At 34.6% G+C, this 19,246-nt stretch carries 23 protein-coding genes and 2 pseudogenes; 7 read left to right on the forward strand and 18 right to left on the reverse strand.

The annotated features are described in order from the left end of the window. Positions 1–146 precede the first annotated feature (146 nt). The 6 genes and pseudogenes from HU235_RS10200 to HU235_RS10225 all read right to left on the reverse strand — a co-directional run bounded on the left by HU235_RS10200 (position 147) and on the right by HU235_RS10225 (position 4,187). The gene (locus tag HU235_RS10200; protein WP_095302730.1) at positions 147–362 is read right to left on the reverse strand and encodes a bacteriocin immunity protein; all 216 of its coding nucleotides are present in this window, start codon (positions 360–362) and stop codon (positions 147–149) included. Between the two features lie 440 nt (positions 363–802). Next, a pseudogene (locus HU235_RS10205) lies at positions 803–1,695 on the reverse strand (alpha/beta fold hydrolase). Positions 1,696–2,238: 543 nt separating this feature from the next. Beyond that, positions 2,239–2,946: a gamma-glutamyl-gamma-aminobutyrate hydrolase family protein gene (locus HU235_RS10210; protein ID WP_174880156.1), complete on the reverse strand. Its 708-nt coding sequence runs from the start codon at positions 2,944–2,946 to the stop codon at positions 2,239–2,241. 232 nt (positions 2,947–3,178) lie between these two features. After that, positions 3,179–3,322: a hypothetical protein gene (locus HU235_RS10215; RefSeq protein ID WP_170944476.1), complete on the reverse strand. Its 144-nt coding sequence runs from the start codon at positions 3,320–3,322 to the stop codon at positions 3,179–3,181. 258 nt (positions 3,323–3,580) lie between these two features. Then, positions 3,581–3,991 carry a GNAT family N-acetyltransferase gene (locus HU235_RS10220; protein ID WP_095302725.1) on the reverse strand — a complete coding sequence of 137 codons (411 nt, stop codon included), beginning with the start codon at positions 3,989–3,991 and terminating at the stop codon, positions 3,581–3,583. Positions 3,992–4,001: 10 nt separating this feature from the next. After that, complete coding sequence (locus HU235_RS10225) at positions 4,002–4,187, reverse strand: hypothetical protein (RefSeq protein ID WP_095302723.1); 186 nt, start codon at positions 4,185–4,187, stop codon at positions 4,002–4,004. A gap of 239 nt (positions 4,188–4,426) precedes the next feature. On the opposite strand from HU235_RS10225, the gene HU235_RS10230 reads away from it, so the two are divergent. Beyond that, positions 4,427–5,044 (forward strand): VOC family protein, encoded by a 618-nt coding sequence (locus HU235_RS10230; protein WP_174880157.1) that lies wholly within the window; start codon positions 4,427–4,429, stop codon positions 5,042–5,044. A 222-nt stretch (positions 5,045–5,266) separates the two neighbouring features. On the opposite strand, the gene HU235_RS10235 is transcribed toward HU235_RS10230, so the two are convergent. The 3 genes from HU235_RS10235 to HU235_RS10245 all read right to left on the reverse strand — a co-directional run bounded on the left by HU235_RS10235 (position 5,267) and on the right by HU235_RS10245 (position 7,714). Continuing rightward, the gene (locus tag HU235_RS10235) at positions 5,267–5,593 is read right to left on the reverse strand and encodes a YnfA family protein (protein ID WP_174880158.1); all 327 of its coding nucleotides are present in this window, start codon (positions 5,591–5,593) and stop codon (positions 5,267–5,269) included. A 116-nt stretch (positions 5,594–5,709) separates the two neighbouring features. Then, positions 5,710–7,026 (reverse strand): sensor histidine kinase, encoded by a 1,317-nt coding sequence (locus HU235_RS10240; RefSeq protein WP_174880159.1) that lies wholly within the window; start codon positions 7,024–7,026, stop codon positions 5,710–5,712. A 1-nt stretch (position 7,027) separates the two neighbouring features. Continuing rightward, positions 7,028–7,714, reverse strand: coding sequence for a response regulator transcription factor (locus HU235_RS10245; RefSeq protein ID WP_095302715.1), 687 nt, complete (start codon positions 7,712–7,714; stop codon positions 7,028–7,030). A gap of 238 nt (positions 7,715–7,952) precedes the next feature. Between HU235_RS10245 and HU235_RS10250 the strand changes: the two genes are divergently transcribed. The 3 genes and pseudogenes from HU235_RS10250 (at position 7,953) to HU235_RS10260 (ending at position 9,840) form a co-directional block, all read left to right on the forward strand. After that, positions 7,953–8,150: an SHOCT domain-containing protein gene (locus tag HU235_RS10250; RefSeq protein WP_174880160.1), complete on the forward strand. Its 198-nt coding sequence runs from the start codon at positions 7,953–7,955 to the stop codon at positions 8,148–8,150. Positions 8,151–8,205: 55 nt separating this feature from the next. After that, positions 8,206–9,242: pseudogene (locus tag HU235_RS10255) on the forward strand (DJ-1/PfpI family protein). Continuing rightward, positions 9,226–9,840 carry a DUF2306 domain-containing protein gene (locus tag HU235_RS10260; protein WP_174880161.1) on the forward strand — a complete coding sequence of 205 codons (615 nt, stop codon included), beginning with the start codon at positions 9,226–9,228 and terminating at the stop codon, positions 9,838–9,840. Before HU235_RS10255 ends, HU235_RS10260 begins: the two are co-directional and overlap by 17 nt. A 206-nt stretch (positions 9,841–10,046) precedes the next feature. Here HU235_RS10260 and HU235_RS10265 read toward each other — a convergent pair whose 3' ends face one another. The 5 genes from HU235_RS10265 to HU235_RS10285 all read right to left on the reverse strand — a co-directional run bounded on the left by HU235_RS10265 (position 10,047) and on the right by HU235_RS10285 (position 13,132). Next, positions 10,047–10,379 (reverse strand): GNAT family N-acetyltransferase, encoded by a 333-nt coding sequence (locus HU235_RS10265; RefSeq protein WP_174880162.1) that lies wholly within the window; start codon positions 10,377–10,379, stop codon positions 10,047–10,049. 47 nt (positions 10,380–10,426) lie between these two features. Continuing rightward, positions 10,427–10,792: a YybH family protein gene (locus tag HU235_RS10270; protein ID WP_095302706.1), complete on the reverse strand. Its 366-nt coding sequence runs from the start codon at positions 10,790–10,792 to the stop codon at positions 10,427–10,429. A gap of 65 nt (positions 10,793–10,857) precedes the next feature. Then, positions 10,858–11,316 (reverse strand): DUF2262 domain-containing protein, encoded by a 459-nt coding sequence (locus HU235_RS10275; protein WP_174880163.1) that lies wholly within the window; start codon positions 11,314–11,316, stop codon positions 10,858–10,860. A 156-nt stretch (positions 11,317–11,472) separates the two neighbouring features. After that, entirely contained in the window at positions 11,473–12,090 is a 618-nt protein-coding gene (locus HU235_RS10280) for an NUDIX hydrolase (RefSeq protein ID WP_174880164.1), read from the reverse strand. 145 nt (positions 12,091–12,235) lie between these two features. Continuing rightward, complete coding sequence (locus HU235_RS10285; RefSeq protein WP_233452191.1) at positions 12,236–13,132, reverse strand: AraC family transcriptional regulator; 897 nt, start codon at positions 13,130–13,132, stop codon at positions 12,236–12,238. Positions 13,133–13,255: 123 nt separating this feature from the next. On the opposite strand from HU235_RS10285, the gene HU235_RS10290 reads away from it, so the two are divergent. Beyond that, a complete protein-coding gene (locus HU235_RS10290; protein WP_095302697.1) occupies positions 13,256–14,161 on the forward strand; it encodes a DMT family transporter in 906 nt (301 codons plus the stop codon). A gap of 135 nt (positions 14,162–14,296) precedes the next feature. On the opposite strand, the gene HU235_RS10295 is transcribed toward HU235_RS10290, so the two are convergent. The 3 genes from HU235_RS10295 to pdxR form a co-directional block, all read right to left on the reverse strand. Then, positions 14,297–14,482: a hypothetical protein gene (locus tag HU235_RS10295; protein ID WP_095302695.1), complete on the reverse strand. Its 186-nt coding sequence runs from the start codon at positions 14,480–14,482 to the stop codon at positions 14,297–14,299. A gap of 12 nt (positions 14,483–14,494) precedes the next feature. Continuing rightward, entirely contained in the window at positions 14,495–15,628 is a 1,134-nt protein-coding gene (gene solA / locus HU235_RS10300; protein WP_174880166.1) for an N-methyl-L-tryptophan oxidase, read from the reverse strand. Between the two features lie 167 nt (positions 15,629–15,795). Next, positions 15,796–17,193: a MocR-like pyridoxine biosynthesis transcription factor PdxR gene (pdxR, locus tag HU235_RS10305; RefSeq protein WP_174880167.1), complete on the reverse strand. Its 1,398-nt coding sequence runs from the start codon at positions 17,191–17,193 to the stop codon at positions 15,796–15,798. A gap of 109 nt (positions 17,194–17,302) precedes the next feature. Here pdxR and HU235_RS10310 point away from each other — a divergent pair, with 109 nt between their 5' ends. Together HU235_RS10310 and HU235_RS10315 are read left to right on the forward strand one after the other, a co-directional pair. Beyond that, a complete protein-coding gene (locus tag HU235_RS10310) occupies positions 17,303–17,740 on the forward strand; it encodes a GNAT family N-acetyltransferase (protein WP_174880170.1) in 438 nt (145 codons plus the stop codon). 286 nt (positions 17,741–18,026) lie between these two features. Continuing rightward, positions 18,027–18,506, forward strand: coding sequence for a DUF7878 domain-containing protein (locus HU235_RS10315; protein ID WP_442407815.1), 480 nt, complete (start codon positions 18,027–18,029; stop codon positions 18,504–18,506). A gap of 118 nt (positions 18,507–18,624) precedes the next feature. Here HU235_RS10315 and HU235_RS10320 read toward each other — a convergent pair. Beyond that, positions 18,625–19,246, reverse strand: a 622-nt coding sequence (locus HU235_RS10320; RefSeq protein ID WP_174880169.1) for a GNAT family N-acetyltransferase, incomplete at its 5' end; no start/stop codon positions are given.

Here is a 19,246-nt window from a genome sequence, read left to right on the forward strand (position 1 = left end):
AAGCAGTTACACATACCTGATTAAAATGCTTACCATCAACATTCGGAGGCTTGTTTTCCGAATTATAAAATCCAGTTATTCCATTTGGAAGTTTCATTTCATCACCATTATTTTAATGTTTTTTCCTTAATCACTCACTGCAATATTTACAAGTTAATAGATCGATAATTCAATGCCTTTTCGACTATTTCCTTCGGTGATAAGTCTTCCTCATCCCAAAAAATTAAATCGCTTGGGGCTGGATGAGGTACATTTTTTTCGAATAGCTCAATTTTTTCATTTATTTCATCATCGTTTAATTTCGGGTTAACTATTTCCTCAACAAGTTTTATTAATTGTTCTTTATTTAATTTATCAGTCAAAATGAAAACTCCTTGTCTTTTTGTTTATCTAGCTTTAATCCTTAAATCAAAATTTCCCACAAAAGATCTTCAATCTCAATATTTTTTTACTTTTTTCACTAACAACCTAATATATTAAAAAGGGGTGTTGTTATAAAAAATTTTTTTGCAGGTATTGGGGTTATATTCGTTACGCTTGGATTACTATTATTCGAGGATGTTTCTGAGCTTTTTTATAATTTCATTTTTTCTTTTTCAGGAATTTTACTTATGTGTGTTGGTATCAGATTGAAAAAAATAAGGTAACATAGGCAGTTACTATGCAATATGAAAACCAAAGGATCAGACCCCTCAAATACAATAGACTAATGGTGAGGTTAGTTTATGGTGGGGTCAGACCCTTTTTGTGTTATTCATTCAACTATTCCAATCCGTACGTTTTAACCTGCTAATTAGAATACTTAATCAAAAATAATGAATTTATCGTCTCTCCAAGTTTGAATAAGCCAATCTGCAAAAGGTTTTTCTTCTTCAAATTGTGGATAGTGTACGAATTTTCAAAGACGATAAAATCTTTTTTTGGTGAGGTTAGGTGATCATAATAGTCTTTTGCCGCTTTCGTAGCTGTCATATAATCGTATTTTCCCATAACAATATAAAACGGGATATCTAAGCTACTCACTAAGGTTGTAATATCGTTCTCTCTTTCTTCGGTTAGTAAAATTCCTTGGGTGGCTGAAATACCTCGTAAATAACGAAAACAATCAAGTAAATTATATTCAGGGTTCATTAGAAATCCGATGTAGTAATCCATATTATCATTGATTAACCTTGCTGCTCCTCCATACTTCCGAACCAGATCTCTAGGTGTATGTGTTTCACCATTCTTAATAGAATCTTCAAGAGATTTAAGCTTTTCTACATCCTTTACATTTCCAGCTTGTTCAGCCTGACGAATTGTATATTCAAGGCTATCCACTTCACTTTTCGTATGATTAGCTACTTGTCCAATGCCAATATAAGCTGCATATTTTTCAGGAGCTTTATCTGCAGCCTTCATTCCTATATATGTACCGAACGAATGTCAGATTAATAAAACCTTCTCTTGAGAAAATTCATCTTTTATATAGTTTGTAAGTGCCAATAAATCTTCCACATGTTGATCTGTCGTTATATTCGAGTAATCCTCAAAAAATTGATATGATTTTCCGCTTCCTCTTTGGTCATAGTGGACAATTGTAAAATGCTCCTCAAGGATATCCTGATATTTCCGAACATAAGGAATTTCCGAACACCCCGGCCCGCCATGTACAAATATAATAATTGGATTCGTTTTATCAACACCTCTAATCATTACTTCAAGCTCACTATCATTTATTTTTACTTTCTCTAAGATAGCAATGCTGTTTTCTCCCTTTATACTAGGTGTCCATGTCGGGAAAAAAAGGGCAATAAGGATGAAAAGAAATAGTAATGCACAGAAAACTGACAGCTTTTGTTTACGATTCACACGATAAACTCCTTATCTACCTTTCGCGTATTTACTCTTTTATTAAACTTACCAACACAGATGGCCTATAGCTTTGGAATTACACTACAGATTTTTTCGTTTTTCCAATTTACTAATGAAATAGAATGCTTTCTCATTTGTTGGATTTACTATTATTTATCCTTTAATAGATTCTGGAAAACAATTCAAACTCCTTTTCTATTTAAAATGTTCTAGTAGTATTAGATAATCCATCCAAATGGACTGACTGGTACAAATGTTTAACAAGGAATTTGTATCAAGAAGATAGACTTAGATTCCTATCCTAGACAATATTCAGATTAACTTGCATCAAAAAAACCGCTCCAATCATGAAGCGGCAAAGTCAAACCTTAAAAGATATCGTTTTTATTTACATGCTCTTACAAACTCTAAAAATAATTTAAAGTTATTATCGTCGTGCTTGTAGTTGAACTCAGGGTGCCATTGAACTGCTAAAGTAAATGTTTTATTTGGCATGATAACCGCTTCAATTAATCCATCCTCTGCTTTTGCAGCAGGTACTAATTTTTCCGATATCTTCTTAATCCCTTGATGATGATAGCTGTTCACTTTTAAAGTATCTACTTGAAGAATCTGATAAAGCAATGTATCTTTTGCTATGTATACATTATGAGTCGGTTCAGTATATGGAGGTCTTTGTTTATGGTTAATATCGCTACTAGTTAGTTGAGTCGGTATATCCTGGTATAAGGTTCCACCTAACAAAACGTTAAATAATTGCAGACCACGACAAATCCCTAATACAGGTTTATCCAATTCGACTACTCGCTTAAAAAGAACCTCCTCCATACAATCACGTTCATTGCACATTTCCCCGTTAACATCCGAAATTTTTTCACCATAAAGCTCTGGATTAATATCCTGACCACCTGTAAAGAGAAAACCATCAAAAGTATTTGCTAAACTTAAAATAATCTCTTCATCTGTCGTTAATGGTAGCATTATCGGGATTCCCCCAGCATCCTCTATCCCTTTCATATAACCTGGCAGCATCCAGTAACTATCCTTTTCGTTATCATACAACGGTAAAACACCGATTATTGGTTTTCCCATAACTATTCACTCTCCATTTTCAGCCTTACAATCTCATTATAAATCAAAAAATAAAGCTCTGTTGAATACTCTGTTTTGTTTACTTTCCATGATTCAAAAGTCTTTTTTCAGAAGGACCAATATGTTAATTTTTAAAACCCGATTTCATTTACCAACTCCAACATCTAACAAAAAAAGACCGCCATTGCGATCTCTACTTAAAGCTCTTATTCCGCCACTTTATATTAAGCAATTAATCAATATATAACTCCTCTTTCAGCTTCATCTTCTTTTGTTCTATTTTCCTAATTTTCTTAAATGTAAGGAAAGAGATAACACGGAAATATAAAAGGGGTATTTCTTTTCCCTCTCGATTTTGCTCAATAATTTTTTCCAAAAAACTCCCTCCTAACTAATAATTTCTCCGATTAACATACAAAAGGTTCATTTTTTCACAACCGATTTTCTTAAAACGTCTTTGTAGTTCATCAATTATTTGTTGACCAAGCTTCTTTCCTACTTTAATAAAAATCGTTCTGTTAATACAAATATGAAAAGCAAAACAACAACAAATAACCAGCCTTTTGGTTCGTCCTTGCGAAAATGCTCTACTTCTATAATTAGCATGGTTAAACCAATGAATGCAAGCACATGTTCAAGTAATCCACTTCTCCATAAATATTAAGTCATGTTTTTTAAATCCTTGTTTTTCATAAAAGCTTTGGACATTTTCATTACTTAGTTCAATCAAAAGGTTCATTTTTTCACAACCGATTTTCTTAAAACGTCTTTGTAGTTCATCAATTATTTGTTGACCAAGCTTCTTTCCCTGGTATTCAGGGTGAACCGCTAAGTGGTTTATCCATCCTCTTCTTCCATCAAAACTCCCCATAACTACAGCGATAATTCGATTCTGCTCTTCCAGAACAAAAAATAAATCAGGATCCCTTTTTAATTTAACCTTCAGTCCTTCATATGTATCAGACCGAGAAAGCTTTAATCCAGCAAGCTTCCATAAATCTATTACCGATTCATAATCATTTAAAGTAAATTCTCGAAATTTCATATTTCCTCTCCTACATCATTTCAAATATGATTGAAATAACGATCCCTTGAAAAACAAGGACCACTATTGAACCCCAGCTAATTTTATAATCTTCCTTCTTCATTAAATACGTTTGGCTAATGAAGTTTATGAGGAATAAAACGATGAAAACGATAATAAAGGTAAACCAAAATGGTGATTTAATCATAACCGACATTTTAAACGCCTCTTTAATCAACTTTCAATTTTATTCCAAATTATACCATGATTTTAGATGAAATTTATACTTTTTCATAGAAAGAAAACGATTATCTTGATATAACAGCACATTTATCTCTAAAACTTTGTAAAATGGGATTATAAGGGAATACAGTAGAGAAACACCGATGTTCTTACAAATTCAGCTAAAGTATTACAAGAAATCATAATCGTAAAAGGGAAAGGGAGGAAATTCTATTGCTATTTCATTATCATTTTTGGACTCCTTATGTAGAGGAAACGGAAAAGTTTTATAAGAATATCGGCTTTCGAATCTCTCAACGCATCGGAAAATATCAAGGAGATTTTCAAGCTTTTAACCCACCATTAACGTGGGATGATTTCCGAGATAAATCTATAATTTTCCGTATTATAGAGGCAAGGAAAGGCGCGATAAATATTACCTTTGGCTACGGAAAGAAGATTAAATTTGACCATATTGGCTTTTTAGTCTCTGAAAATGAACAAAATATTATATGTGAGAAAGCAGATAAAATGAATTGGACAGTTGCTAAAGGGGAACGAAGAACGTTTATTACAACACCTTATCATTTTAGGATTGAACTTCAAACGAGCGAAGACATCGTAGATTCTATGAATGACAACATAAAAATACAAAAATTAAAATTAGAAACAAAGAGAAAAGGATTAGAGGATGATCTCTCTATTTTATTTGGTACTCCTATTAAAAATATTCAAACAATAATTGGTAATACAGTGACAATTACCGAGGCTGTTATTAAGGACTCTCTACCTAAAAAGCTAGTTGACCCTAATGGTGTGATAATTTCGAATGAATCACTACATTCTATCTAATAGTATTACATAAAAAAACTTAATCTATTAGGGGAACGGATATTTTCTAACTGATAAATTAAACTGAGAGCCGATAGAGATTACTAGTCGGCTCAACCTTTTTATCTGTCGTTTACATAAACTATATAATTTAAAATAAATCCATTATTACCTATTACTTTTTAATTCTAGAACTATCAAATAAGCATAAATCCGCCACTTGAATATTATTATAACTCCTCTTTAATGACGCGGTGCTAATAACATGACCCCTACACCAACTAAGCATATACATGCACCTATCCAATCATATACATCAGGTGTTTTTTTATCTATTCCCCATCCCCACAGAACTGAAAGAACAATAAACACACCTCCATATGCAGCATACACTCTACCGAACGATGGAAATGATTGAAAAGTTGCGATTACACCATATAGCGCCAATGCTAAGCCCCCAAATACTCCCCAATAAAACGGTTTGCCTTCTCTTAACCATAACCAAATTAAATACCCACCACCTATTTCTGCTATACCTGCTAGTAAAAATAAGCCAATTGCATAAATCATTTCGAACGAACTCCTTTTCATTCTTCTGACAGTCGTTATATCACCGACCTACGTGAACAAACATTTTAAGCTTATTTGTTCACATCTATTATTCACTAACTGTTTTAAAGAAACGATCAGCCTGCCAAGGGAACCCAGCCTGTTAAAAGTGCTCCTCCTTCTTTATCATTTTCCGCAATAATGTCTCCTCCATGCTGCCTGATGATTCTCTGCGATATCGTTAAGCCTAAACCGAATCCACCTGTTGAATAGTTTCTCGACACTTCACCTCGATATAATGGTTCAAATACATGATGAAGTTCATCTGCGGAGAATCCCTTACCTGTATCACGTATTGTAAAATACACTCGGTCACTTTCTTGATAGCAGTGAATAAAAATCCTTCCTTTAGTTGGAGAATGTCTAACTGCATTGTCTAATAGATTGTTCAAAGCTCGTTCTAATAAATGAGCATCGCCGTTAATCATGCAATGGTTCGGAAAATTGCCTTCTGTAATCGAGATATACTTCAGCTGTGCTTGCGGTTTGATGCTGTCTATCGCTTTTTTTAGCACATGTGTAAAGTCGACTTTATTTTCGTTAAATTCTATTTCTGAGTATTCCGTTTTTGTATATGTAAAAAGATCCTCTACAAGTCTATCCAACTGAGCTGACTTCTCTTTACAAACTGCTATATATTTCGCTTGTTTTTCAGGGGAGGTAGCAATTCCCTTTTCTAAACCATCTAAATAGCCACGCAAGGCAAACAACGGTGTCCGTAAGTCATGTGCAACAGAAGCAATAATAAATCTACGCTCAGCCTCCATTTCAACTTGTTTCTGAAATGACTTTTTCAAGCCTGCAACCATCACGTGAAAACCGTCCCGAACCTCAGCAATTTCAGTGATTTCAGATGACGGTAATTGGACATCTAAGTCTCCCTCTGCTATTTTCCGAGCACAATTACTCATCTTTTCAAGAGGTATAAGAATATTTCTTCGCATGAAATATCCGACAATAAAAAAAGCAACTATTAGACCAACAAACGCTGCAATGATTTGCTTAAGTCTCGAATTACTATAATAAATCGTAACCTTACCAGTTACTTGTCCATCCTCAATGAGCGAAAACTGCTCGGATTTCATAAATGATTGTTCGTGGTTGGAAACAGATTGATAGATTGTTTCATTCAGGGCAGATTGAAGCAATACATTCATGTTTGTATTCTCTAGGTGTTTATTCAATCGGTTTTGCCAAACAGGGTCCTTCCAGTTTTTTGAATTTGTTTCGATGAGTTGAACCGTCTCTTTTATATCTGCCTTTTGTTTATCACTTATACCAAAACCGAGCGTCTTTGTTTCAAGTACCTGTGCAGCTACAAAAAAGAGCCAGGGGAATAAGAGGAGTAGAAAAAGACAGATGACCGTAAACTTACGAATGCGTAAAGTTTTCATATTATTCTCCCTTGAATCGATACCCAATGCCCCAGACATTGATTATGAATTGTGGCTGGTTCGGTTCATCTTCAATTTTCTCGCGAAGTCTGCTGAGATGGACGCGAACAGTATGCTTGTCTCCTATTCCATCCCAAAACTTTTCAAGTAATTGGTCATAAGTAAACACATATTTTGGATGTTCGGCAAACAAACGAAGCAATTCATATTCCTTCGGTGTAAGCGAGATGATTCTCCCATCTATAAGCACTTCTCTCGTGGACAAATCGAGTGTAAGTCTGCCATATTTCAATACCCGTCGATCGAACTCCAGCTGTAAGCTTGTGCGCCTTAATACAGCTTTTACTCTCGCAACAATCTCTCCAGGTGAGGCTGTTTTCACGATATAATCATCTCCTCCGAGAGCTAGCCCCCTTATCTTATCAACATCATCACTTCTTGCACTTAAAAATAATATCGGAATATTGCTTTTTGTTCGTATTTCACGACATAACTCAAAGCCATTTTGTCCTGGCATCATAATATCTAGAATGATGCAATCAATTCTTTCAGCAGAAATGACGTCAAGTGCCTGAATAGAATTAAAAGCTGTTTTAACACGAAAACCGTCATTCTCTAAGAAATCCTTTAATAGCTCGACAATACTTTTGTCATCATCAACGACAAGAATTGTATGCATTTCCTTCACAACTATCCTCCATTTTCATAAAAGCATTTTCCAACTAAAATTAATCGAAATCCACCTTTAGTTTATCATTTTACAAACAGGGAACAAGCATTGTCAGTCGTTTTGTGATGAATCGTTATTGTTTTGTGACTTTTTTGTAGCTACGTCTGAGATATTTAAACGTTACTCTTTTGTTGTGGCATAAACGGCTAATATGTCAGTTTGTTCATTTAACAATTTGAAGGAGGTTTTCTTACATATGAGTACATTTAGTACTTTATATTGTCTTACACTTTTCTGTTTTGTAGCGATTTTTGTCATTAAAATGCGAGATCGATCTAGAAATACCATTCAACATGACCGGCAGCTCTCCTCAATTCTTAAAAAACGATTGGCTGAAGGAGCGATTGATGAAATGGAATATCAAAGATTGATAGAGATTCTTACAAAAAAATAAAAATATTTAACCGAAACAAATGCAAAGAAATGTTCAGAGAATGGAGGCATTATAGATGAATGTTCAAATCGTCTTATTTAATGGATTTGATTTATTAGACGCGATTGCTCCTTTTGAAGTGTTTACTGCTGCTAATATGTACTCAAATGATGAGATCGTTGTTAAGCTTGTGTCTGCTGAGGGCGAAAGAATGGTAACGAGTGGAGTTAACAAGCTTAAACTCCAGGCAAGCGATAAACTTGATATAAGCTGTAAAGGAATCATTCTAGTACCAGGTGCATCTGGTTCTGTTGTAGGGAATGAGCTAGATTCAATACCAATGAAATTAAAACAGGCAACCGAGACAGAGTTAGGTCCTTTACTTAAACAAGCGATTCACATACCTGAAATCTTACTTGCAACAGTTTGCGGCGGTTCCCTCATTTTAGCAATGGATGGTTTATTAGAAGGGCGCCATGCTGTTACACATCATATGGGAATGGAGGTTTTAAGTGCTACAAACGCGATTCCAATCCATGCACGCATCGTTGATGATGGGAATCTTATTACAGGTGGAGGGGTTACTTCTGGTCTTGATGTTGCACTTTACTTAGTTGAGCGTGAGTTAGGTCCACGTATCGCCCATGCGGTAGAACAATTATTTGAATATGAGCGTAGAGGAACGGTTTGGAAGCCTGAAGGAATATCACCTAAAGAAAGCCAACAAGAAGATTCAATTGATGAAACGCATGAAGATTCCTTCCTTGAACCAAATAAAAAAGTGAACTTTCAAGGAAAATGGATACAACCATTACAACTCCGCTCGGAAACCTTTCCGTTCTATTTGATTTAGCATTAAAAGATGGACAAATAGTTGGAACTGCAAAGCAAGGCGAAGACGTTGTGTCATTAGACAATCTTCAATTTGCTGGGAACCAATTAAAATGGTCTATGAAAGTTACAAAACCATTGCGACTCTCTTTAAAATTTTGCGTTAATATCGAGAAAAATAAAATGTATGGGGAAGCAAAAGCTGGGCTGTTGCCTACATCAAAAGTAACAGGTCATCGTGATTTGTTGACAGAGGAAAGCCGCCATGAAAAAAACGATTAAAGTAATCATCGTGATCTTCTCAATTATGTGGGTCATGCATACAAGTTCAAAAAATTTTATAGTTGATCCAACTTTCGAAAAGTTTATTGCACGAAAGGATCAAATTTTAACGAATGAATGGCTATGGGGAATGATGATTCGGATTCATATCGTGCTCGCCATTCTCTCACTTATAACCGGTCCGCTAGGTGTTATAAAGGCTATTCGAGTAAAGGCTCTAAACTTTCATCGTTGGAATGGCCGGATATATGTCCTATCAATCCTTTTAAATTTCATTCCAGGTATTTATGTCTCCCTCTTTGCAACAGGAGGCTGGCTAAGCACGGTAGGATTCTTGATTTTAAATTCGTTATGGCTTGGAACAACGCTCAGAGGTTATCTTCTTATTAAGCGCCGAAACATTGTTTTACATAGTCAATGGATGATAAGAAGCTTCTTTCTTTCATTTGCCAATATGACAATCTATATCATTGTTTCATTAACACATTATGTTATGAACTTTTCTTATGGACACTCCTACACGATAGCTGTTTGGCTATGCTGGATAATGAATCTACTATTAGCAGAAATCATCATTAGAAAGAAAATAATCGGTTAAAACTAGTTCAAACATATGGCTAAAATAACATTTATTCAGAATGTGATAAATGTTATTTTAGCCTTAGTTTCCTTTTAAAAATTGTCCAAGAAAGCTCTTTATTATAAAATACTTGAAATTCTTTTTAGGAAAAAAATAGTTATTAAATTTAAAAACTAATCCTTTTCTCTAAACAAAAATGTGGTTTATGATTATAGATTAATTGCTTATATTTTTCTAAATCCTAAAGAGCTCCAAAGCTGGATGCCTTGCACGTTGATTTCGTGTACAGCTAAGGAAATTATCTTTTTACCTTTATCTAATATTCTCGTTTCAAATTGAGAATATATTTTTTCGGCTAATCCGCTTCCCTGGTATTTTTTGTGAATAACAAACAAACGTACAACCTCTAAATCTACACTTTCCCGAAACTCTTCTTCAACATCTTGTTTATCAATAGCTTCTTTACCTTTAGCTATCAAATTGTATGTTGGATTAGAGTTCATCATATCGATTTCTATATGCTTTTTATCAATCGTGTTTAATTCGAAGTGAATCACTTCTCACAATCTCCTTTAAAACAATATATTAAATACTAAGAAACTATTTATAGACTACTCAGATGCTCATGAATCAACTTCCATTCATTTGTTGAATCCTTTATAAAAATATTTGTTGCTCTTCCACTTCCCGAAACAAATGTACCGTTATGAAAACCTTGATAATGATATGTATAAACACATGTTGCTGTGTTATCGTCAACAGTTATCCACTTAACGTCATTTGCTGAATATACCTCATCCTTAATTACTTCCCACGCATTTTCAAAATAAGCTTGAATTTCGTTAATCGTCGAACAAGTTTTATCGGTAAACCAGTACAATGCATTCTCGTGAAGCACCTTTTTAACATTTTGAAAGTCATGGGAATTTGTCGCTTCTATATATTGCTTTAACGCGTCTTGATAATCCAAATTTTGTACCCTCCACTCTTAAACTTCACTACAATTACTCTTTTAGTCCATTAATCTATTTAAAACTACACATCAGCACTTAATAAATTGCCATCATAATCAAAATGAGTATGTATTCTATGTCCACCAAATAAATCGCCATCATCATATTCACAATAAAAATCATTTACTCGAATGACGATATCATACAGAGTAAGCGCTTTTTCAAATTGTTCCTTTGTTACATCATATTCTCCTGCTTCGACAGCATCCCAGTCTAGATTTTCATCATCCTCATCATACTCTGGCCAAAAATTATTTTTATAAGCAATCAATTTCTCTACAATGGCTTTTTTAGCATTTTTATCAAATTCCTCTAGGCGTATAAAAAGCTTTTCTGCGCTTTTTTTCATCTCTTTAACATCTACACCTTCATGACTAATATCCAATTTCCAATGTATTTTTCCTTCATGTGCCTCATATGCTTTCATTTGCTCATTGTATGTAAATACCCCAATAAGCTCACTTTTTATTGATTTTTCCATCTCCTACTTCCCTTCCTTTATTCTCATGTTTCTCTCTTTACATGTCGCATTTCAGCACGAGAATAATGAAGATTACTCTTTGCGTTTTCCTATTTCGCCAGCAATTAAATACCCTTATATGTATAGAAAGAAATGGTACGAGATTCATCTTGCTTATTAATCAAAATAGACAGGCTCTTGGGGATTATGTAAATGTTTAAAAGCTAATTGAATTTGAGATTCTGTATTTCTTGCTATAGATAATGTTGGTAGTTTATTTTCAGCAAAAAACTCGACAGCACTCGTTTCAATTCCTTCCTTTGCTTGCCCGCCAATTATTTCACATTGAATAAATAGCTTATATACGTGGTACGGGGAAGGAGGATGTGGGTGACACTTCTTATCAAATACAGCTATTAATTTTTTTGCTTTGACATCAAATCCTGCTTCTTCCTTTACTTCTTTTGCAGCAACTTCACTCGGAGTTAATCCAACGTCACCCCAGCCACCTGGCAAAGACCAATCCCCATCAGTAGTTTCTCTTACCATTAAAATTTTGTGATCCTTAAAAACAACAGCCCGAATATCTACCTTTGGGGTGGCATAACCAGTTTCATTAGCAAACAACTCTTTAATAACCGTCTTATCAATATCTGTTTGCTGTGACATCATTTCAACGCTAATATTTCTAATCAATTCAAATCTTTCCAGATCATAGATATCCTTTGAATATGTTAATCCTGCCTGTGCAATAGCTTGTAGCTGCTTCGCCCATTCAAGCCATTTAGGTTCCATTTACCGTCACCACCAATTCGATTATACCTAATATTACCATAATCCCTTTATAACCTTAAACAGCAGTTTATTGTTCCATTCTGCTTCATTTGTCGATAAAAACCGAACTTGCTCCACCATTGGAATAACAATCTTAAAAACTATGCTACCTCTCTAAAGTACTATTATTTTTATATTTATTTTTGTAAGCTAATGGTGTCATATTTATCGTCTTTCGAAATTTATCAATGAAATAGCTTGTACTGTTAAACCCAACTCGATATGCAACATCTGTAACATTAGCTTCGAATTGTTGCAGTAAAATTAAACTTTTTTGAATTCGATAATCGGTTACGTACTTCATGGGAGTTTTCTTTAAGATTCGTTTGAAATAACGGCAGCATTCGGAACGACTTATTTGACCCGCCCGTGCAATATCCTCTAAGAGGACCTTCTCTGCATAATGCTGATGGATCCAATTTAACATCTGCTTCATCCGCTGATTCTTAACCACTTCTACCTGTTCGTATTCTAGTTGAATTCCATTCTCTATCAGGTTTTTCCAAATTAGTGTTAGATGTACACTTATGTCCATTTCATAATATCGAGGTTTTTGATTTATCAGTTGATTAATTTGCAAAATCGACTCTAAAATATTCTTCGCCCAAAATTCTTTTGAAACTAATCGTATATAAGAAATATTTGTAGCCTGTATATAAGGGTTTACATAGATTGTATATAGCTCTTGTGATAATACGAAGCTCGGAGAAACATTTAAACAAATATAGACACAACCTGAATTATTCTTTTCTTTTGCCATGTGCAGGTAACCACTATTTATAAAAAGCCCCTCTCCCTCTTGAATCGAAACATTTTCTTCATTTATTTGAAATATTGCCTCTCCTTTTACAACGAGAACAAATTGAAATTCATCATGCCAATGAAGTGGTATATATCCATTTATATTCTGATTAATCGTTGTTTCGTAACATGCAATTGGTAGTACAACCGTGCGATGTTCAGTTAATTCTCGTAAACTTTGGTCAATCCGAAAATCTTTAATTTGCATACCTCCACCTCAATATTTTTATATTTTTACATTTGATTCTTGTATTAATTAAAGGGATTCAAACTTATCATTTAAAAATATAACATTATTTTTATATTTTAAGGTGGAGAATCAATAATGAGCAGAAGAAAGGGAATATTTCTTGTTCTAACCGGTGCTATATTTTGGGGGATTGGTGGCACAGTTGCAAAAAAGCTTTTTCTACTCCAAATCGATGTAGACTGGCTTGTAACAACTCGATTACTCATAGCTGGTTTCTTACTCTTGGCAGTGCAATTTTTCAGAAAGGACCGTTCCCAAATACTTGGTGTTTGGAAAAAGAGAAGGGATGCTATTCAATTATTGATCTTCGGTTTACTTGGTATGCTTGCAGTTCAATACACATATATGGCTTCCATTAAACATGGTAATGCAGCTGTTGCAACACTATTACAGTATTTAGCACCTGTAATGATTATTGTATACTTAGCTTTACGCAAACAAGCTGCTCTAACACGAAGAGATTTGTTATCTGTTTCGTTGGCTTTAATTGGTTGTTTTTTCTTACTAACTAACGGATCTATCTCTCAATTATCTGTGCCATCACCTTCAATCATTTGGGGGATCTTATCTGGAATAGCTTTAGCCTTTTATACTTTATATGCGATTCCTTTATTGAAACAATACGATTCCCTTGTCATTGTTGGCTGGGCTATGATTATTGGTGGTTTTGCATTAAGTTTTATCCATCCACCATGGTTAATAGAATTTAAAAGCTTACCACTAGAAGTCTATTTATATTTAGTTTTCGTTATCATTTTTGGAACCATGATCGCCTTTTGGTTTTATATCGAAAGCTTACAAAGTCTACTACCTAAAGAATCGAGCCTTCTAGGAAGCATAGAGCCATTAGCAGCTGTTATAACGACAGTCTTTTGGTTAAAAGAGCCCTTTGGACTTTTTCAATGGGTTGGTACAAGTTGTATTATCTTAATGATTTTATTATTGGCTTTGAATAAAGGCTCTTCTCAAAAGGCCCATTGATGAAAGTAAAGTCTCTAGTTTTGCAAAGATAAACTTTCTTAACCTACTACTCATTTATTAATTTTCCAAAACGGGATGATAGAAAATGAAAAGGCGCCTTTTAATGATAGATAGGCGCCTAACTTATCAAACCGTTCACTCATTTTTCAAAAGAGTAAAATGGTTATGCAATTCCCGTTCATTTATCGATATCCTAGTGGTAAGATCCTTCGTTCGCAACACAAAATCTTTAACACCGATAAACTCAGACTCTGCGATTAAATAAAATTGAGTTCCCTTTTTTATCCCTTTAAAGTTATTTTTCAGCTTATATACCTTCATTCTCTTTCCTAGCTACTCCCCTTTAAATCGATTAATTGAAAACTGAGAAATATCTATATCATTCTCTCCTGAAATAATTAAATTACTTAAGGCTTGTCCAACCGCACTGCTAAATTTGAATCCATGTCCTGAAAATCCTGCCGCTATCGCAACGTTGGAATACTTTGGATGCAGATCGATTATGAATTTCTCATCAGGTGTCAGAGTATACATACAGGTTTTTCCATACTTCAGCTCTCCAGTATTAGGGATATATTGATGCAAAAATCCAACTAAATCACCTTCATCCTCTTGCTTCTCCCCAAATCCTTTCATTGCTTCATCCGGATTTATTTGCTCTCCTCCATCATGGCGGCCAACCTTTAAGCCAGAACCATCAATACTCGGGAAGCCGTAATAAAGTCCTTGAGGTGTCTCAAAGGCAAAGGCAGGAAAATGGTGATGATGATAAAGCGCTTCTTTAGCATGAAACCATGCAAATGTCTTTCTCACAGGTGTAAGTGGAACATCCAAATCCAACATTGAAAGGAGGCTCCCTGACCATGCTCCTGCAGTAACTACTAACGAATCCGCGGAAAGGATCTTATCATCTGTCTTGATTGTGACAGCATCATTTTGAACGGCAATGTCCTTTACTCTACTATTTGATAGAATCGTAGCACCGTTTCTTTCAGCAAGCTCTTGGTATGCTTTAATGCTTTCCTCACATTTTAATACTCCAGACGTAGGTTCATAACAGCCGATAAATTCATTAGGTAACGTAATTCCAGACCAACGCTGATGAATTTCCTCCGAATCCATTACATCAAGTGGCAATGAATACTTTTCAGAGCTTTTCATAATATTTTGAATAAAATCTGACTTTTCCTTCCCAACATTGAGGACTCCTGTTTTAATAAACACTTGTTTTCCCGTTTCCTTTTCTAATTCATCCCATAATTGTTGAGCTCTAAGAATGAATGGGACATATTCCTCTCCCTCAGCATATGCATAGCGAATAATTCTCGTTTCACCGTGATGGCTTCCTTTATTATGTGGTGGATTAAAGGAGTCTAACAATAACGTTTTTTTCCCACTCTTTGATAAAAAATAACCTGCTGCCATTCCCATTGAGCCTGCACCAATAACGATTACATCATACTTCATATTTATTAACCTCCAAAACGAATCAAAGACACGTTTATATTCATTAAATTATAATCGATATGCTACCCTTGCTTAAAATAAATTTTTATTAATTCCGAGTATATTACAGAATTCGGTTATTTTTTATCATTCAGTTCGTCCGCAAAAGACATTTTCAATAAATGAATTTAGATTTCCCAAGCATCCTTTAATAGGCTAATGCCTGTATCAATTTCCGCTTCTCGCAAACCTCCAAAGCCTAACAAAACTTGGGGGCTGCTATCTATAACACCATCATAATAGATTGATAAAGGGTATACCTTTACGCCAGCCTTTAACGCTTTTTTTATTAACTCCTCTTCGCTCATCCTATTTTTTACCTCTAACACAATGTGAAGTCCGGAATTTTCTCCTATAACCTTTACCTTATTTCCAAAATAGCGTTTGATCGACAACATTAATACTCCATGCTTTTTACGGTAAAGAGTTCTCATTTTATTTAAATGACTTTGAAAATACCCCTCTTTCATAAAACGATATAGGGTTTCCTGATGGAGCCTTGAAGCCGTTTGCTTATATATTGTAAAGCTTTCCTGATATGGATGAATAAAAGATGGTGGTAATACTATATAACTTATCCGAATAGAGGGAATCAACGACTTAGAAAATGTTCCTAGGTAAATCACCCTTCCTTTTGTATCGAGCCCCTGTAAGGAAGGGATTGGCTGGCCTTTGTATCGGTATTCACCATCATAATCATCTTCAATGATAAACCCGTTGTTCATCTCAGCCCATTTTAACAATTCCAATCGGCGTGATATCGGCATGATCATCCCGTTAGGAAATTGATGGGATGGTGTCACATAAACAACCTTAGCCTCGCTATCGATTAATTGATTAATCTCTATACCGTCACGTTCTAATGGGATTGGGACTGTTTTTGCTCCTAAATTGTGCATAACAGCTTTAATGCGATGGAATCCAGGATTCTCAATACCATATAAATTGTCCTTCCCAATTAACATCACTAATAATGCGATAAGCATCTGAGTACCTGCTCCGATAATAATTTGGTCTGCTTGGCATCGAACACCCCTTGATGCATATAGATGCTTTGCAATTTCTTCTCTAAGAGGCAGCTCCCCTTGTGGATTTCCTAGCTGAAACAATTCTCCTTGATCCTCATATAAGGACTGTATCGTTATTTTCCTCCACAATGAATATGGAAAATGATCAATATCTACATTCCCTGAATTAAAATCAAAATTAATCGTTTCTTCTCTGTTATCTACTTGCTCCCATTGTTTGGGAGCTATTTCCTCTGATGATAGTTCATTTTCAAATGCTGTAACAAATATTCCCTTCCGCGGTTTACTTTCAATGTATCCTTCCGCATTTAACTGCTCATAGGCCGTTTGAATCGTATTTAAGCTTAAGCCAAGGTAAGAGGAAAGCTTTCTTTTGGACGGCAGTCTTTCTCCAGGCTTTATTCTTCCACATACAATTTCTTGCTTTATGTAATTTGCTAATTGAATATAAAGCGGTGTGTTATCTTTTCTATTCAAGTATGGTGTAAGCTCAATCACATTTTCCCACCTCTTAATCTGGTACTGTTAAATTCACCATAACTGATACTTTTGATTATACCAGTTTGTGGTTTAATAATCATAATTTCATTTAGGAGTTGAGAGTATGATGCAAAATACAACTTTCATTAAGGAACTGAAAAATTTGCAGGAGTGGAAGGAAGCCTATCCAGTCATGAAGTTGCTAAGAACCGCTCTGGATGAGGACAGTTATCTTCAATTAGTACACGAAGCAACAGAAAAAGAAAATTATAAAATAGCTGCATTATATCATAATGAAAAAATTGTTGCCGTAGCAGGCTTTATGCCGATGATCACTCTGTACAATGGCAGGTTCATCTGGGTTTGTGATTTAGTTACAGATATTGCTTATCGCTCAAAGGGATATGGTGAAGCACTTTTGCGTTATGTCCATAGCTGGTCTCAGGAGAATGGCTATGATCTTGTTTCCCTCTCCTCAGGGCTACAACGATTAGATGCACATCGTTTTTATACAAATAAAATGGAATATGAGAAGGTTAGCTATGTTTTCTTAAAAAGGCTATAAATCCTTAATTCTCTTATGTACGAGAAAAATCCGAGAAGATTATTGACCCTAACTATACTAATCTGGTAGTCTCATAGATATTAAAAGAAGCGTTAGTAGTTGGAATTAGTACAACTTCAGGCATTTCAGAGGATGTAATCAACGATTATGAGACAAACAAAGTTGGCTTCAATGTAATGTAATGTAATACTGCTAGTGAAATATTACAAGAGTCAATGTGAGTTTAGAAAAAATGGGGTTAAAAGAGAAAACTAAAATAAAAAGTGATAGGATTTGATAGTAAAATATGGTGAGTGCTCCTAATAATATAAATTTTGAATATCAATTCATTAGTAATAAAGGAATTATTTCCAATAAGCTTAGAAGGGACGTCCCTTCCATTTTAGCTGTCGAGGCCATGCTTACAATCAAAATCAATGACGAAATATATTTTCAAGCCGAGCTTCCTATCCTAGAGTTTTATAAGGCTTTGTTTAAATGGAAGGAAAATATATCAAAACATCATATACCGGAATTTCATTACTATACTATTGAATATGACGATTACGAGGATGGTGCGATTATTTCATTACTCCCGTTTTCTAATAAGGCTAGAATTAAATCGATATGGGCAGAATTAGATATTGATAATGTCTTTGAGCTAAATTATATTGTTCCTCAAGTTTGTGCCTTGGAGCAAAAGTTAAGAAAAGATATAGAAGAATACTATGGAATCGACTTAAAAGACTTTATGAAACATATTCCATATAGTTTAAATAGACATTAAGTAAAAACGCCAACTATGAACGAAATGAGTTGGCGTTTAATTTCAAAATTAAGAATAACAGGATTGAATTCTCTACTAAATAACTTCAACAAAACTTGAAACATCTTAGTTACAAAAGTTATAAATCAAGACCAAATTCGATATTGATAAATAACATTTTATAACCCAATTCTTTATATAAAGCTATTGCCTTTTGATTTTCTCCAAATACACCTAGTGTAGCTTCCGTTTTCCCATTGCTTTTTAGAAACTTTAAAGCCTCTGTAATAAGCGCTTTCGCCATTCCTTTTCGTCTCCACTCATGTAAGACAAAAATATTCTCTGTCGCGCTTCTTTCTTCATCTAATCCCCAGGTCATGACACTCCCGACGATTTTGTCACCAGCAAATGCTGTGAACGTATCCCATTCAGAACCGTTCTTTGTCCATTGCAGTCGATTTAAGCTCCATGATACTCCATTATCATCACTTTTAGCCTCAGCTCGCAAATATTCCTCTTGTTCAGCTTCAGTATCCATTTTCCAATTGATAATTTTCATATGATCTGAAATTGGGAAATTCGGAATTTCCTCTGTTAAATCACGTTTCATAATTAGATGGTTTCGTATCACATAAAAACCTTTTGCGAGGAAATAATCCATTTCATCTATTTCATCCGAAGGAATCGTATGACTGATAGTTACATTTTTATCAGGATATTGGTTCCTTATCTCATTCGCTCTATTTAATAAAGTAGAAAAC

The organism is Metabacillus niabensis (assembly GCF_902829255.1).
Classification (GTDB): Bacteria; Bacillota; Bacilli; order Bacillales; family Bacillaceae; genus Metabacillus; species Metabacillus niabensis.